At 28.5% G+C, this 15,630-nt stretch carries 15 protein-coding genes and 2 pseudogenes; 3 read left to right on the top strand and 14 right to left on the bottom strand.

Annotation, left to right across the window (positions count from 1 at the left end; all coding sequences use genetic code 11):
- From B3J31_RS15450 to B3J31_RS15425, 6 genes and pseudogenes are all read right to left on the bottom strand, one after another.
- Nucleotides 1-235 (bottom strand): annotated as a pseudogene (locus B3J31_RS15450) (hypothetical protein); the annotation flags it as partial.
- A gap of 139 nt (nt 236-374) precedes the next feature.
- Entirely contained in the window at nt 375-707 is a 333-nt protein-coding gene (locus B3J31_RS15445) for a PadR family transcriptional regulator (RefSeq protein ID WP_035131768.1), read from the bottom strand.
- 12 nt (nt 708-719) lie between these two features.
- Entirely contained in the window at nt 720-1,400 is a 681-nt protein-coding gene (locus tag B3J31_RS15440; protein WP_346867433.1) for a DUF1048 domain-containing protein, read from the bottom strand.
- 234 nt (nt 1,401-1,634) lie between these two features.
- Nucleotides 1,635-1,835: pseudogene (locus B3J31_RS17045) on the bottom strand (LUD domain-containing protein); the annotation flags it as partial.
- A gap of 7 nt (nt 1,836-1,842) precedes the next feature.
- Nucleotides 1,843-2,262, bottom strand: a complete 420-nt coding sequence (locus B3J31_RS15430; RefSeq protein ID WP_414632066.1) for a HepT-like ribonuclease domain-containing protein — start codon at nt 2,260-2,262, stop codon at nt 1,843-1,845.
- Nucleotides 2,255-2,674 carry a nucleotidyltransferase family protein gene (locus tag B3J31_RS15425; protein WP_414632067.1) on the bottom strand — a complete coding sequence of 140 codons (420 nt, stop codon included), beginning with the start codon at nt 2,672-2,674 and terminating at the stop codon, nt 2,255-2,257. The genes B3J31_RS15430 and B3J31_RS15425 overlap by 8 nt, the downstream gene beginning before the upstream one ends.
- Nucleotides 2,675-3,164: 490 nt before the next feature.
- On the opposite strand from B3J31_RS15425, the gene B3J31_RS15420 reads away from it, so the two are divergent.
- Nucleotides 3,165-3,329 (top strand): hypothetical protein, encoded by a 165-nt coding sequence (locus tag B3J31_RS15420; RefSeq protein WP_167402990.1) that lies wholly within the window; start codon nt 3,165-3,167, stop codon nt 3,327-3,329.
- 76 nt (nt 3,330-3,405) lie between these two features.
- Here the strand turns inward: B3J31_RS15420 and B3J31_RS15415 are convergent, their stop codons facing one another.
- From B3J31_RS15415 to B3J31_RS15400, 4 genes are all read right to left on the bottom strand, one after another.
- Entirely contained in the window at nt 3,406-4,443 is a 1,038-nt protein-coding gene (locus B3J31_RS15415) for an MBL fold metallo-hydrolase (RefSeq protein ID WP_346867434.1), read from the bottom strand.
- Between the two features lie 106 nt (nt 4,444-4,549).
- Complete coding sequence (locus B3J31_RS15410) at nt 4,550-4,858, bottom strand: nucleoside triphosphate pyrophosphohydrolase (RefSeq protein ID WP_346867435.1); 309 nt, start codon at nt 4,856-4,858, stop codon at nt 4,550-4,552.
- 6 nt (nt 4,859-4,864) lie between these two features.
- Entirely contained in the window at nt 4,865-5,404 is a 540-nt protein-coding gene (locus B3J31_RS15405) for a nitroreductase family protein (protein ID WP_346867436.1), read from the bottom strand.
- Between the two features lie 211 nt (nt 5,405-5,615).
- A complete protein-coding gene (locus B3J31_RS15400; protein ID WP_035131756.1) occupies nt 5,616-6,098 on the bottom strand; it encodes a deoxycytidylate deaminase in 483 nt (160 codons plus the stop codon).
- Nucleotides 6,099-6,299: 201 nt separating this feature from the next.
- Here B3J31_RS15400 and B3J31_RS15395 point away from each other — a divergent pair, with 201 nt between their 5' ends.
- Nucleotides 6,300-6,887: a restriction endonuclease gene (locus B3J31_RS15395; protein ID WP_346867437.1), complete on the top strand. Its 588-nt coding sequence runs from the start codon at nt 6,300-6,302 to the stop codon at nt 6,885-6,887.
- Between the two features lie 113 nt (nt 6,888-7,000).
- Here the strand turns inward: B3J31_RS15395 and B3J31_RS15390 are convergent, their stop codons facing one another.
- The 4 genes from B3J31_RS15390 to B3J31_RS15375 are packed head-to-tail and all read right to left on the bottom strand — an operon-like array spanning nt 7,001 to nt 14,950.
- On the bottom strand, nt 7,001-8,290 hold the full coding sequence (locus tag B3J31_RS15390) for a TIGR02679 domain-containing protein (protein ID WP_346867438.1): 1,290 nt from the start codon (nt 8,288-8,290) through the stop codon (nt 7,001-7,003).
- 8 nt (nt 8,291-8,298) lie between these two features.
- Complete coding sequence (locus B3J31_RS15385) at nt 8,299-12,339, bottom strand: TIGR02680 family protein (RefSeq protein ID WP_167402992.1); 4,041 nt, start codon at nt 12,337-12,339, stop codon at nt 8,299-8,301.
- The gene (locus tag B3J31_RS15380; protein ID WP_150843953.1) at nt 12,329-13,465 is read right to left on the bottom strand and encodes a TIGR02678 family protein; all 1,137 of its coding nucleotides are present in this window, start codon (nt 13,463-13,465) and stop codon (nt 12,329-12,331) included. Before B3J31_RS15380 ends, B3J31_RS15385 begins: the two co-directional genes overlap by 11 nt.
- Nucleotides 13,466-14,950 carry a TIGR02677 family protein gene (locus B3J31_RS15375; RefSeq protein WP_346867439.1) on the bottom strand — a complete coding sequence of 495 codons (1,485 nt, stop codon included), beginning with the start codon at nt 14,948-14,950 and terminating at the stop codon, nt 13,466-13,468.
- 403 nt (nt 14,951-15,353) lie between these two features.
- On the opposite strand from B3J31_RS15375, the gene B3J31_RS15370 reads away from it, so the two are divergent.
- Nucleotides 15,354-15,545 (top strand): ferredoxin, encoded by a 192-nt coding sequence (locus B3J31_RS15370; RefSeq protein WP_035131751.1) that lies wholly within the window; start codon nt 15,354-15,356, stop codon nt 15,543-15,545.
- The last annotated feature ends 85 nt before the right edge of the window (nt 15,546-15,630 follow it).

The following is a 15,630-nucleotide window of genomic DNA, read 5'->3' as shown; positions in this document are numbered from 1 at the left end:
AATAATTCGCCGTATAACACTTAAGGTAAAAAGCGCAATTTCCTATTAATTCATTATTATCATTATAAATTGCGTACACATTATCATCCATAGGAAAACTTTTTACATAATTTATTTTTCCTTCTGAGAAGTCATTATCAAAAAATGAGTAAATTCCTTCATACTTCCATGTAAGCATATCTTCAACATCATTATTTGTTACTATCCTAAATTCATATTTTGTAAGTTTATTCATCCCCAGATCCCCCTAATTAAAATTTAACATTTTGTAAGTTTCATCGCTTATATGTAATTTGAATTTATATATATTACATATTTATACATATTGTAACATATTCTTCAATATATTTATATCTAATAATTCTGTATCTACACTACTGAATATTCCCTTTAATTATATCATTTATATTCTTACTCATATATTCCCAAGTATCCACAAAATCCTTTAATTCTTCACGTCCTTTATCTGTTAAACTATAATATTTCCTAGCAGGGCCAAGGGGAGACTCCTTCATTTTTGACGATATAAAACCATTCTTTTGTAGGCGTGTATACAGTGGATATAAGGTTCCTTCAGAAATATCAGTAAAACCATTATCCTTTAGTATTCTAGCAATATCATATCCATAAATCTCATCTTTTAAGTCTATAATTTTAAGAACACAGCCCTCTAAACTTCCCTTTAATAACTGTGATTTATTATTCATGGTTCCCTCCTTCTATTGGTTTTTATTTTCAAAGAAATACTGTATCAAATAAATAGTTATAAGTATGCCCATGAATATTAAATAGTTAACTTCAAAAAGTACCTTTGTTAAAAACAGTTTAGTTAATACAAATATAGCTGTTATAATGCAAAAGCCTATCCATAATAAAAATGTTATCTTTCTATCTTTCTTTTTATCCTCTCCATTAAAAATATTATACATATATTGTATTTTAGATAATAAATAATTAGTTAAGATAATTGCAATTATAGTATTAACTAACATTGAAACTGTAACTGAAACTGTAAATAGTGTTGTTTTATTTACCCAGCTATCAATTAGTTGTCCAACAAACATCTCAAATACACCAGTAAAAATAATCAATATTATTGGTAGTTTAGAAATCTTCCAGTACACCTTTTCTAGTATTGAATACTCCTCTATTGTTTCTGATATAAACTCATCACAAAAGGAATTTATATCACTATTTCCTAGTATTTCTTCTACATCAATTCCTCTTTCCTCAGCTTGTAAAAATAAATCTAAACAATGGTGTATGAACTCTTCAGCATCATGATCATTAATATTTGAAAAACGTATTTTAAATAATATATTTTCAAACTTCTCTTCATTTTCTTTACTTAGTTTACTAATAAACTTATTAACCTCTTTTATATACTGTTTTGTTTTCATAAACTTCCCCTCCAAAACTTATTTTCAGTACCATTCATTACAAGGTATATTGTAATGCATAATAGTCCTTTTCTATATTGTATTGCATGGTAGTATTTTTGTCAATAAAAACTGTACCTATCTAAAGATAGTATCTAAGTACTATAAGTGACTTCTACACATATAAAAAATAGCCTATTTTATTAAGCTATTTTTTTTGTACTATAATTATAGTTTTAAACACTATACAGATTATCAATAACCTAGTTGTTCTCCCACAATAATTACTTTTATTCTATTTTTAATAAACTGACCTCTTATAATTGTGAAATCATTACATTTTCTGTTGGGACTTTTACAATCTACACAATAACCTAAGGTGGTGCATGGAGTATCTTTATTTAACCTCTTGGCATCAATAGGAGCAGCATAATTTCTAACTCTCTTTTCTTCTTGTTATAATTTATAAATAACTAGCTGCTATTCTAATAATTTTTTTGAATTTACTTTTATATTTCACAATATGATTGAAAAGTTCTTCATGAGTTGGTTCTTTGTATCTATGGGCAATTCTATTTCTAATTAACTTAGATTTTTCTAAGAATTCATAAGTATCCTGATCTAAAATTCCTTCTTCTTTAAATATTTTTAAGCTATCACTTAAGCTTATACCTATCTTAAATCTTTTTATTTCCTTTAGTATAATGGAGCATAAATCCTCAAGGATGGTATGAAAACTAACAAATAACTGCCTTAAACTTGATTTTGCTAACTTTAAGAGTAATCTATCATTGCTAGTTTTAATAATTTCTATACATTCTTCTATATCACTACTACATTCCTTTAAATCCTCAATTATCCTCATAAGTCTTTCTTCATTCATATAAAACATCAACCTTTCTAAAATGAATAAAATTTTCATTTTCTCTATATATCCACTCCACGTCATCGCAAAACTCTTCAAAGACCTTATTATCAGTTGAATATATAATTTCGCAAGAATTTAGAATACTTATCTTAACAAATATATCTAAAGTTTTACTCTTTAAATCTACAACATCAATTTCTCTTTCTAAAAACCTTTCTAAAAATAACTCTACTTCTAAAATATCATCTAAAGAGAAACTACCTCTTCCTAATACTGCAATATCTACATCTGATTCTTCATTAAACTCTTCAGTTAAAATACTTCCAAATACAGCTATATTTATAATGTCAAATCTCTTTATAAAACCAGTAAATTCTTCTGATTTTAGCTTATTTAAGATTTCTTCTTTAATTAATTGGTTTGACAATGTGATCACCAACTTTTCTAATATTCATATCTTTATTATATACAACATTTGTAAAATAATAAACCGTATTGTAAAATAATATACGCTATACTACTTATCTATTTATTTACTTTATGTACATAATATATTAATATTTTTCACAATTACTTAACAACTTTTGAAATTTATTGTAAATAGTTGATTTAATTAATTTATTTATAGTGTTTTATGTTAAAATAAAACTATAATATTACTTACATTAAAATTTTACGTTTTACATTTTCATTTAATTTTAAACTCTTATGAGATGAATGCTGGTTATGTTTTCGTTTCCATTTCCAGCATTTATCTTATAACCCAAATGTATATATAATTAACATACCCTAAAAATATATAAGAGTAGTACTAATTTAATTGTGGTACTACTTTTTTTTATTTAAGCTTATCTTAACTTTTAGTCATAACTCCACCTTTCTAAAAATATATTTTTAAAGAAAGGAGCGATGAGAAAATGGGTAAGCAAAGAAGAGGTAAGGTTATTAAGAAAATAGTAGGTTGGAGAGGTACATGCCCTCTATGCGGTAGAAAAAGAGTAAAATTGGTATGGACTAAGAAATGTGAAGACGGAAAAACTATAAACATCTGTAAAATCTGTTCATCAACAGTAGCTCAATAATTTTAGAACTTAAAAGGATGTTTTGAAATAACCTTATTTCTAAACATCCTTTATATTTATTTTAAAACTCACTCTCTTAACTTTCTTTAATGTATTTAACTATTGCCCACACTAATCCTTTATTGGATATAACATAATAAATCTTTCCGTCTTTATATAACTTATTTATCATTTCAAGCTTTTCAAGATAGACTAAGTGGGACATACACTCCCCTAACGCAAAGAATCTTTGAGTTACTGGGAAGTCTTCCCAGTTTTTAATTGTTATACTCCAGTGCATTCTTCCTGCAATTTCATAAGGGGAAAGTTTTTCTCCATTAGCCAAAATATCCATGATTTCCTCTAACCTAAGATCATAATGGTCCTTGAGTTCTCTTATTCTCCTTTTAGTATTCCTTATAATAGCTCTATGAGAAGAAAGTGTTACGTCTATAGGTAGAGATGCAACTCTATCTAAGCTATCAAAGTATTCCTGTAAAGGGTTTTCCATCCATTGCTCAAGGTTATAGGCTATATTTGGAGTTATCTTTGCTAATATTAAATCTCCACCAATTAAAATCCTATGGTTTTCTTCGTATAAGCAGCAATGAGCTGGGGTGTGCCCTGGAGTCAAAATACATTTAAACTCATACTTTCCTACCTTTAACATTTCCCCATCCTTAATATCTGTATAAGTTGGCTCATTGAAACTTTCTTCAAACCCTTCTTGATCTCTTAGAGCCTTTAGTGCTGATACCGCCTTGCCCTTAGGAAATCCCATTGCTTCATTAAATATATTAACTTCTTCCATATAAGTTACTTTTCTTAAATTATATATCTCTTCACTTTCTCTTGGATGAATATAAGCCTTATTATTAGAATTTAAAAGAAATGGTACAAGACCTGTATGGTCATCATGAAGATGAGTTAAAAATATATCCGTATTGTCCATATTTACATTCAATTCTTTTAAACTTTGTCTTAAGCTTTCTAAAGATTTAATCTTGCGAAAGCCTGTATCCACAAGTAGATTTCTTTCATTTCCCTTAATTAAATAGGCATTTAGTGCCCTTAAAGGATTATCCGGAAGTTCTACCTCTATTTGATATATATCTTCAAATAATTCTCTTATCATCAGTATCTCCTTATCTTTTGCCTCATTACTATAAACCAAATAAAAACTTTTTATAACATTACGCTCTATAATTTTAATCATATTGACTAAAATATAGCTAATATTTTTACTTAACAGATTTAAGAACAATTCCTTCCTTAAATCCCCCACGCTGATTCAACTTGCAATTTCTTTTCTCCACTAATTCCTCTTCAGAATATCCTAAATTATGAGCTAGCCCAAACAGCACTTCCATAATATCCGCTAGCTCCTCTAAATTTTTATCCTTTAGATATTCATTTACCTCTTCTTTTAGCTTATCTTCTAATAAAGAAATCATGTCTTCTTTAGACGCAATTTCTATATCACACTGATTTCCATCCTCAGCTATCACCTGTGGAATCTTATCTCTTACTAATTTATTATATACTTTCATTATCTATTACCACTGCTCATAATGAACTATTTCTTCTAAATTCTTTCTTGGACGAGGACTTGGTGATTCATCTGGATAACCTAAAGTTAATACTGCAACCACATACTTATCATCAGGAATATTTAAAACTGGTCTAAAGTCCTTCTGCTCAAACCAAGCAATCCAACAAGTTCCCAATCCTAAATCTGTTGCTTCAAGTGCCATATGTTCAATGGCAATAGATGTATCTCTAATAATTTGCTTAACTTCGAATTCCTTACTATATTCATCAATATAAAGGCCATCACACTTAGGTAACCTTGATTTTATATCTGCAACACACACAAGGTGGACAGGTGCACTAACCATCCACTTTTGATTATACGCAGCAGCTGCAATTTTTTCTCTATTTCTCTGCTCCTTAACCACAATAATTTGCCATGGTTGTGTATTGCTACCTGATGGTGCTAGTCTTGCACTATGAAGAATTTGTAATAACTTCTCATCTTCCACTTGTTTATCCATATATCTTCTTATGCTTCTACGCTCTTCAATTGCTTTAATCATAACTCTACCTCCAAACTAATTTTTATATTAAATTATGTAGGTATTCTATCTTTAAAATACGCATTTACATGTATCTATTATAACATGTTTGCTACAATTATATAAATCATCCATAACACTTATTAATTACATTGTCTATCTTTGTAATATAAAAAAAGATTATCTCACTATAAAAATATGAGACAATCCTTTTAGCTCTAATTTAATAGGTCTATTTTAATTTTATCTCTATCTTGTCTACACTTGGAGTTAATTGAGTTAATTTCACATTAGCCTTTTCAAACATATATTTAGAGGCTTTTATAGAATCTGTTTCAGCATACTTATCACTAAGATAATAAACTTCCTTTATGCCTGATTGAATGATATTTCTAGCACATTCATGGCAAGGGAACAAATTTACATATAGTCTACAGCCTTCTAAAGACTTACCTCTAGCATTTAAAATAGCATTTTGCTCAGCATGCACTACATAAGGATACTTAGTTTCTAAAAATTCTCCATCTCTACTCCAAGGAAAATCTTCATCACTACATCCATTAATAAATCCATTATATCCAATAGAAACTATCCTATTGTTGCAATCAACTATACAAGCTCCAACCTGTGTTGATGGATCCTTACTTCTCATTCCTGATAACAAAGAAATACTCATAAAATAATCATTCCAAGAAATATAATCTTCTCTCTTCATACGTAACCTCCTTGAAGTATTTATTACTATTTTATATTAAAAACCTTCATAATTAAAGATACTTTTCTAAATCTGTTATGGATTTCATATAAAAATATCTGTTTATTGTGTTCATTAATATCACATGGTAAAGCAAAAATCCCAAATATATTGATTAATTTTTTTCTATAATGACAATAATTATTATACGAGGTGATTCTTATGAACAAATATGAAATTTTAGTACTACTTATAGTACTCATAATACTTATAAAGAGCTTTACTCAATTTATTGAGAAAATAAGAGGCTTTAAAGATAAACAACTAAAATTTACTATGAGGATTAAAAAAGAAAATATTAATAGATTAACAGGACTTCAATTTGAAGGCTTCTGCCAATGGCTTTTTCATAATAACCCTGAATATAAGGATATAAAGCTTACACCTCCTAGTAATGATGGTGGAGTTGATTTAATTCTTACAAATTATGACGATGAAAAAATCTATGTTGAATGTAAAAGATATGATTCTAACCCAACTCTAGCCTCTAATGATGAAGATAATGCTTCTGATGAGTTTTTTATAGGAAGAGTTATATGCCAAAAAATAGTTGGTGCTATGGTGGCAAACAATATAAAAAAAGGTATTATTCTTACTACAGGCAGTGTGTCCCCTAATGCCCTAGAATACATTGGTAAACTAGAAGACAACAGTGATCTATCTCTTAAAATATATACTATGGATTATATTTTAAAGCTTATTGAAGAACGAGAAAATCAAGATGACTATGAACTCGCCGTAGAGATTTAAAGACTCAACTACTCCTTAGATAAATAGAGTTCTTAGCTCATAGAAGTTAAGAACTCTATTTATTTATAAGGATTTATAAGTATTTATAGCAACTATAACTACTATTCACTTAATTACCTTAACTGCTTTAATATATTTTCGTAATAATAATTAATAAGGAGCTCTTGGTAACCTGCCTTCCCATGGATGAGCATCTCATCAACTAAGGGTTTTAACTCCTTTGATGTAATAGTATTTAATTTTCCTAATCTCTCATGAAATGAAATATTTCCGATTATCCTTAGATAATTATCTACATTCATTCCAAAAAAGTTTAAACCTCCATCGTATCTATATTTTAGATTATCAGCTATTTGTAATCCTTCAGGATCAAAATCTCCGCTATAGTATATTTCTGTATCGCTTTTATAGAGTTTATCTAAAATAATTAGAGAACTATAATTGGGCTGTCCACTTGTACAAAGTAAAGTAACTGAGATGTCTTCTGTCATCTTCATTAACTCATAAAATACTGTTGGATTTTCAAAAACGAAAACTTTACTTTTAACGGCTTTAAGCTCCTTTATTGAATTAAGATTATAAGTATTTAAAATTAATGGTTGCCTTTCTCTTCTAAACCATTTATACCCCTCTAGTTCCTCATTGTCATCAAAGATTTGCAATCCATATGTAATAGTAAAATTGGATATTTCATCTCTTATTATTCCCACTTTAGCTAAAAGTTCATTGATTCCATAAACTGTTGAAGCCTTCATTCCATGCAGATATCCAAGAGCAGCTAAAAATAACTTTCCTGGTATATTATCCATATCAAAGTAATGAGAATCTCTAGTTATAAGGGAAGAAAATTTAGCTAAGGGTATATACTCTCCTGTAGGTGGCATAAGAAAGCTTAAACCCTTATCTATATTTAACATTATATCTTTTAGCTCCTTAGAATTAGCCTTGTAACACCTAACTATTGAATTATAACCATAATTTTTATACTGCAGGGCACCTTCTAACCACAATTTAATTCCTTCACATTTAAATAATTCTAATAATTCTTGAAAGAAATCTTCTTTTAGGAAATCTTCTTCCTCTTTCTTTTCTTTTTTAGTTTTTATATCTCCACCAAAATAACATTTTAAAACCTCTAAAAAGTTTACTTCATGAAATTTCCCCTGGGAGAAAAAATCCACAAACTTCTTTACATTTAGACTCCCGCCCTTTTCTTCATACAATGTATAATCAATATCTCCTAGGAGCACTCTTTCTTCATAGGAAAGATTAGTGAGCATTACTTTTCCAGTTAACTTTCCAGTATTTTTATACTTATCCTTCAAGGCTTTAAGAACTTTATCATACTCTTTTCTTTCCTTTAAATATTTAACAGCCTCTCTTACTATTTCATCTTTTTCCATAATTCCTCCTAGAGTAACAGAACCTTTTCTTTTCCATTCCAATGATATCTAAGTACTGTCACCACATCATCATTTTCTTCCCTTATAAGTTCACAAATAGATAAATCATCTACAGTATCATAATCTCCCCACAAAATTTGAGAATTTAATATATACTGTAGGTCTAACTGCTTAAGTAATCTAAACATATCTCTAATATTATTTTCATCTACTCCAGCAAAAGCTTCATCCATAGAAATTATCCTAGGACAATCCCCTCTACCCTTTTCATAACGAGCATAAATAGCAGAGAAAAGTGGAATATACATAGACATTGCCTTTTCTCCTCCAGAAAATTGGAAGAAGGCATTATTGGTAAGTTCTTTTCGTCTCTCATTGTTTTTTACAAAATGAAGTTTAAATTCATACCATTGCCTATAATCTAGAACTTCTTTAATGATAGAATGATAATTTCTAACCTCACCTGTACCCTCATACTTCCTAAGCTCAGTTCTTATCTTCTGAGAAAAATGTTTCTCTAATTTACTAAAATCACTCTCAGTATTTCTATCACCACGTTTTAAAATTTCTATTATCTTTAAAGTATCTAATTGACCTTCTTCATCAGACTTTTTAGGGTTCCAAGATAAATTTAATTTTAATGAAGAAGATGTATCCATACTATTCATTAACGCATTAATTTTCTCTACCCACTTTTCAGATTGATTAATCTTTGCTTTAATCTTCTGACTTATAGTATTCATGAGAATTTCCTCAAATATCTTTTTTTCCTCTTCACTAATTAAAAGGTCTAATTCCTCAATAGATTTTTTAATTTCCTCTAGAAGTACTATAAATGAAACTTCCTTTCCTTCAACTTTGCATCTTAAATCTCTTCTTTCCCTTAACCACTTAGTTTTATCTTCACTTTCATTAGAAAATAAATTAATAAATTTAAGATTATATTCTCTTAATTCTCCTGAATTTTTATTCATAGACTCAATGAGATTATTAGAATAAAATTCCCTATTCTTATCTTCACTACTTGGAAGTTCAGATACTATAGTCTTACATATTTTAAGCAAATCTCCATCTTGATTTTGAGTTACATATCCAAGATTATACTCTTCTTTAAATATATTTATAAGTTCATTATAGGATTTTATTCTTTCCTCAATTATAGCTTCAAGTTCCTTAATTTGCCCCTGTAATAAAGCCATTCGTTCTTCTTGTTTGCCTAGTTTTGAACTTAGCTGTTTTATCCTCTCAGGGTTTTCTCTTTTAACCCTTAAGCAGGAATCTATTTCTTCTTCTATTTCCTTCATATCTACTTTCTGTAAGGATTCTATAATAGCATCTCTTCTTATCTCATCCTCTTTTAATTTCCTAGTAATTAGGCTTATATCATAGTACAGATCATCAACATCCTTCAAAATATTCCTTAGAGCTTCTTCCCGCGCTTCAAGTAAATTTAGTGTCCCTGTAAGCTTACCTAAATTCACCTTTATGCTATTCATCTCCTCCTTATAATCCTGAATGTATTCTAATACTTCCCTAACCACCTTCAGATTATTAATATCCCCAAGACCATCTAAGCTTTCCATTACTAAAGCCTTTATAGAATTCAACTTTTCTTTTTCTTCAAACTCCTTATTCCTTAAAACAATAATTCTATCATCCATATTTTTAAGCTTTACCTCTAATTCTTTTATTAGCTTTAGAGCTTCATGGATATTTTCAGTACTTGGTAATCTTTCATATTCTCTTTGAATTATAGAAATATCATTAGTTAATAATTCTATACTTCTTTTATGCTTATCTATATTATTCTCTATGTTTTTTATTTCTTCTTCATTATCTTTTATAAGTTCTTCCCTATGTCTTCTTCTAGAAGCTTCCCCTATATATTTTTGTACATATCCACTTGTAGTTTTACCACCTAGTATTCCTAACTTATAAAATCCCTTTTCATCTAAATAAGTAGAACCACTTTCATCTAAAAACACACTTTGTAAAACATTATAGACTTCTTCATGTAATTTATTTCCCTTTAACTCCTTATCTATAGTTAAAAGATTACTTAGATTATAGCTCATTAAATTTGGATCTGAAAAAATATATTTATCTGCCATTCCCTCTTCAAACTTAAGGGCTACCTCCTTATCCTTTGGATCTATAACTAAAGCATCTAAAAGTCCCATATCTATAAGAGCTGATTCAATATTTCCCTTTACTTTTTCTTCAATGTCTTTACTAAAATCTAAAGCCCTATACAGTGGAATAAAGTTTATACCACTTTCTTTTAGTCTTTCTCTGTTTTTCTTTACTTCTCCACTTCTTTCAGGTTCAATTTCCTTATTATTTTTTAGTTCATTAATATATTCTTTAATTTTTTCAATATCTTCAAGATATACTTCTATGAATCTATTTTCTAACTGTATATTACTTTTTATCTCATTAATTTTACCATTTACAAAGTCTTGCAACAAATTCTTGCAATTTTGAATATGAAAAAAATCATCTATTATATCTACAGCTTTAAATATATCTAATTTTTCTTTCTCTTCTAAGGAAAATAAAGTACTTTCTTTCATTACCTTATTTATTTTAACTTTATAGTCTTCCTTTTCTTCAAGAAATATCCCCTCAACCCTTGTCATATTCTTCTTTTCTGCTTCATAATCCTTTTCAGTACTATCTAATTCCCTAGTTACTTCAATTAGTTTTTTCTTTTGTTCTTCAAAGTCATTTAAAGCTTTCTCAGCTTCTTTTAGTTTCTTTTCATATAATTTTATGGCAACTTCTCTATAAGTAATATCCTCTTCTTTTAAACTACAAATATCTTCATTAATAAGTCCTAACCCTTGTTGAAAATAAATTTCTTTTCCTAAGTCCTCAGCCTCATCTATACTTTTCTTTATATCTATTAATAATATATCTGTTGCATCCCTTTGAACCTTTATTTCTCTGTTTAAATCTACTTCTAATTTCTTTTTATTCTCAAGGGCTTCTTCCTTCTGTAATTTGCCTCTTAAATTTTCTTCTAACCTAACCTTAAGACTTTCTAACTCTCTTTTACTTTTAAGTTCTTCCCTATCTATAAGTCTTTCATATTTTTCTTCAGCAATTTTTAATGTAGATTCCTTCTCATCTAACTCTTCACTAAGTGTTTTTTTATAACTTAAACAATCCTCATATTCTTTGCTTTTTTCTTCTTTACTTTTTTCAGCTTCCTTTAAATTTTTATAGGATTCTAAAGTCACCCTTCCTTTTTCAACAAGAACCTGGCTATTATATCTATCATAGTGATACTTTATATTATTAGCTGCCTTTAATGCACTTTTACTTTCATCTAAAGAATCCTTTAAGCTATCCATATTTTCCATAGAATCTGAAATTGGTCTTAAATCTTCATCACTTAAAACCTTTAAGGAATCTGTAAGTATCTTATATATTTCTGTAGGTTTAAAATCCTTAGATAACTTTGGACTTCTTATGCTTATTAAAAGGTTTAATAACTCCTCATAAGCTTCTAAATCATCAAAGCCAAAGAGATATCTATTAACAGCTTCCATATAACTTTTTTGGCTCTCTGTATAGAAATTTCCTTCTCCTAATTCATTTTGCAACTGCTTCTTAGTAAGGGGAATAAGTTCTCCAGCATCCTTATATAGAAATAGTTCTTTATTGATCCTTCTACCATCACTTAGTATAAAGTACCAACTTTGCAGAGGCTTATTTTTAATTGCTTTTAATCCTATACCTATAGTTATGTAATTTTCATTATTTCCTTTTTTAAATTCCATATATAAATAAGCAGTTTTTTCAGTATCCTCTTCATTTAAAAGATAATTCCCAATGGTTCTAGCCTTAGTTCCAAAGGGGTCTAATCTATCAGGAGCCTTGTTACCATCTAATAATAAGGGTATAAAACTTTGCATGGTAACAGATTTTCCACTTCCATTACTTCCTCTTAACAAAAGCTTTCCTGAAGATAATTCAAACTCCTCCATATCATAATACCAAAAGTTTAATAATCCTAGTTTATTAATAAAATATCTATCCTTCATTCTTTTCCTCCCAAACATAGTCTTTAGGATAATCCCCCATAACTTTACCGCATAAGGGTAAAATTTTTATAGTTTCTTTTTCTTCTCTTATAAAAGAAAATCTTTCTAGCTCTTCTATAACTTCACTTAAATATTTGCCTTGAGTCATCTCTCTAAATTCCTTACTCCATCCATGACTCTTGCTTAGTCTTACCTGTAAAATAAGCTGTTCAAAGTCAATCTTATTCATCACTGCAGTATCTTCTTCGTTAAGTGATATAACTCCCTCTTCAACTTGGCTTCTTATTTCACCTAAAACATGTAGCATAACATCACTAATACCTTTTCCATTAGGGAACATATAAAAACCATTATCCTTCTCTTGGGGAATTAACAATGCTCCATTTTTATGTACATGAAGGTTCCACCCTAAATACTTATTAAAATCCTCTTCAATATAATTTCTATAATTTCTTATATATTCATAATCTTCCGGAGAATCTTCTCTATAAACTATAGGTGATAATAATAACCTTCTATAGACTCTATTCTTTCTTAAAATTCCTCTATCAGTTTCATGATTTTGAGATTTTTCTAGGATGAATTCCTTGCTATTCTTAAATTCCAGGACATCTTCATCAAAATTTCTAATTACATATCTTGAAACTCCTGTACTTTCAAAAAGTACTTCTTTGGAATTATCTAGTGCAAAATTATCTTCATCACCATCTGTTACAGCAATAAGCTTATTTTTTATGGCAAATCTTAAAACTTTAATAAGGCTTTTTCTAGTGGAGTAGTCAGTCCAATCAAATTTTTCATCGATATCATTGGAAGAAAGTGCTTCGGTAATATGGGATAATAGAAATTGCTCCTCCTTTCCCTTATCTTCTAAAAAAATTAAAAAAAGCATGACCATTACATATTCAATTTTATTATCAAAGTTCTCAATTCCCATCCATCTTTCTGGCTTACCTGGTAACTTTTCTAACTTAATAAAATCACTTCTTAAGATAAGATTATATCCAAGTTTTTCTGTAATAAATGGCTTGAAATATTTATAATTATCCTTAATTGAATAATAAAGCTCTGTTTTATCTTCCTTTAATATGATGTAGCTTTTTAAAAGAGCCTTTAATTCCTCCATCTACTTATCCTCCTTAAATATTATCTTATAATGAGGCATTGAAAATTCTCCATCATCACATTTTACAATAACATTGTCTACCCCTTGAAGCTCCACCCTATAATCTAGACCCATGTCTCCTCTATGCCATTGCCTTTTTTTGCTTATACCCTTAGTAAGAAGTCTAAGTAGCAAAGCTCTATCCTTTGACGGAATTATAGGTAATGTGCCAAAATCAATGGATTTATCCTTTATATAGTTATATATTACCTTCTGTTCCCCTAATCTTCGCTCTAAAACCTTAGCTAATTTTTCCTTCTTCTTTTCTTCCTTATTTTTTATAGGATTTTTAACTATTTTTTCTCTATATGTTCTTATTTTAGGTCTTATAACAAACTCCCTTGGGGCTTCATCATATATTGAACTATTTATACTCTCAGTATCTCTATTTTCATTACCTATCACCTTCATCACATTAAAAGTACCTAAAACCAAAGAAGAAATTTCATTTGCTTCATGAATATTATTAGACTCTTTAAAAAATCTAGCTATTTTTTTATATTCCTCTTTTCTATTTGCATTATTAGCCTTTTTATCTGCTATTGCTGCTGCATATCTAGTTATTCTTCTTATGATTTCATTTGTATTATTTATAAGTTGATCTACTAAAGGTTCTCTTCCCTTAAAGGTTACAAACCATTCCATCATGGATGTAATTCTACCTTTGTTTAACTCTTTATATTCTTCTTCATTTAATTGCAATCCCACACTTTGAATTTTCTTTTCATAGGTAAAAAGTTTATTTATTAAATTATTAATTAAAATTTCATCTACTTCCGCAAATACATCTCTAATAGGTGTACTATTTAGTTGCAAAGTTCTTATAAACTCCCTTAGATACTTTATAAATCCCTCTTTATAGACTAAAAATTCTGTAGTCTTCATAAGCTCGTCATTCTTTGAGGAATAAAATTTAGAAATATAGTCTTGATAATTTCTATTTAACTGTTGAAAGCTTAGATTTAACTCTTTAAACCATTCATAAACACCCTTTTCTTCTTCCCTTATAATTATAGGTAATTTTTCTATAAGCCCCCTAAACTTTTCAACTAGTGAACTTTCCAAAGAAGATGTATTTTCTATAGACATATGTTCTAAGGCTATAATCATTCTTTCAATTTCTACAGTTACAGGAGATAAATCATATCTAAACTCTCTGTTTTTAAATTCCTCAATAGTATTTACCTTAGTAGTATCTGCAGTTGCATTTAAGTTTCTCCAATTCACCAATTGATCTAAATCACTTTTTAATTGTTCTATGGTATAATTCTGAAAATCTTCATAAGATTTTAGAGCTTCAAAAATATCTTCCTTGTATATGGAATACTTCATCTGCTCATATTTTTTATATATAGTTCTTATAATAGTTCTATATCTCCAAGTATTTTCTGTGGCTAAATATTTAGCTTCTTCTATCTGTCTTGTAATGATTCTATCAATTTTCATACTCACTCTCACCCTATAATTCTTTTCTTTATAATTACACTTATACATAATTATATCATATATATGTTACTTTACTTTATTATAAAAACACTACTATTGAACCCCGTATAATTACTTAATATATTTTCTATTAACTTACTTTCTATACCTTTATCTTAATACTCACAACTAACATATTGAATTAGTACTATGCTTTTTTAATTATTGACAATTTAGTTTCTTTTAAACACTTGTTCGTACAAATTCAATTAAACATTATTAAAACAATTAATTTTTAGTCATTTCTAGTGGTTTATTTCATTAATCCACTAAGTACTTTATAATTTTCTAATTTTTGTGTATATGAAATCATTTACTGCAAACACTAACCTTGTTAATATATTAAAAACAAGGAGGAGTAAATATGGAAGCAATAGTAAACAAAGATACATGTATAGGCTGTGGAGCTTGTGTTGGTGTCTGCCCTGAAATTTATTCATTCGATGATGATGGTAAAGCTGAAGCTATAGATGGAGATGTTCCTTCTGATCTTGAAGCTGGAGCTGTTGATGGAAGAGATCAATGTCCTGTAGATGCCATAGATATTAAAGAATAATGAGCTAGGCTTACTGCCTAGCTTTTCTTATCTTAATACTTAGTTATGATTATATTATTAGTTTTGATAATAAAATTTAAAAGTA

It is taken from the genome of Clostridium sp. UBA5988, assembly GCF_002435615.1.
Lineage (GTDB): Bacteria > Bacillota > Clostridia > Clostridiales > Clostridiaceae > Clostridium_J > Clostridium_J sulfidigenes.
The sequence above is the reverse complement of the archived record's forward strand: the minus strand, read 5'-3'. Positions and strand labels throughout refer to the sequence as shown.

Coding starts and splice junctions, on each gene's coding strand:
- B3J31_RS15395 (WP_346867437.1), top strand. CDS start 6,300: ATGAACAAATATGAAATTTTAGTACTACTTATAGTACTCATAATACTT.
- B3J31_RS15375 (WP_346867439.1), bottom strand. CDS start 14,950: ATGAAAATTGATAGAATCATTACAAGACAGATAGAAGAAGCTAAATAT.
- B3J31_RS15430 (WP_414632066.1), bottom strand. CDS start 2,262: ATGAATGAAGAAAGACTTATGAGGATAATTGAGGATTTAAAGGAATGT.
- B3J31_RS15405 (WP_346867436.1), bottom strand. CDS start 5,404: ATGATTAAAGCAATTGAAGAGCGTAGAAGCATAAGAAGATATATGGAT.
- B3J31_RS15445 (WP_035131768.1), bottom strand. CDS start 707: ATGAATAATAAATCACAGTTATTAAAGGGAAGTTTAGAGGGCTGTGTT.
- B3J31_RS15410 (WP_346867435.1), bottom strand. CDS start 4,858: ATGAAAGTATATAATAAATTAGTAAGAGATAAGATTCCACAGGTGATA.
- B3J31_RS15370 (WP_035131751.1), top strand. CDS start 15,354: ATGGAAGCAATAGTAAACAAAGATACATGTATAGGCTGTGGAGCTTGT.
- B3J31_RS15390 (WP_346867438.1), bottom strand. CDS start 8,290: ATGGAAAAAGATGAAATAGTAAGAGAGGCTGTTAAATATTTAAAGGAA.
- B3J31_RS15440 (WP_346867433.1), bottom strand. CDS start 1,400: ATGAAAACAAAACAGTATATAAAAGAGGTTAATAAGTTTATTAGTAAA.
- B3J31_RS15400 (WP_035131756.1), bottom strand. CDS start 6,098: ATGAAGAGAGAAGATTATATTTCTTGGAATGATTATTTTATGAGTATT.
- B3J31_RS15380 (WP_150843953.1), bottom strand. CDS start 13,465: ATGGAGGAATTAAAGGCTCTTTTAAAAAGCTACATCATATTAAAGGAA.
- B3J31_RS15420 (WP_167402990.1), top strand. CDS start 3,165: ATGGGTAAGCAAAGAAGAGGTAAGGTTATTAAGAAAATAGTAGGTTGG.
- B3J31_RS15415 (WP_346867434.1), bottom strand. CDS start 4,443: ATGATAAGAGAATTATTTGAAGATATATATCAAATAGAGGTAGAACTT.
- B3J31_RS15385 (WP_167402992.1), bottom strand. CDS start 12,339: ATGAAGGATAGATATTTTATTAATAAACTAGGATTATTAAACTTTTGG.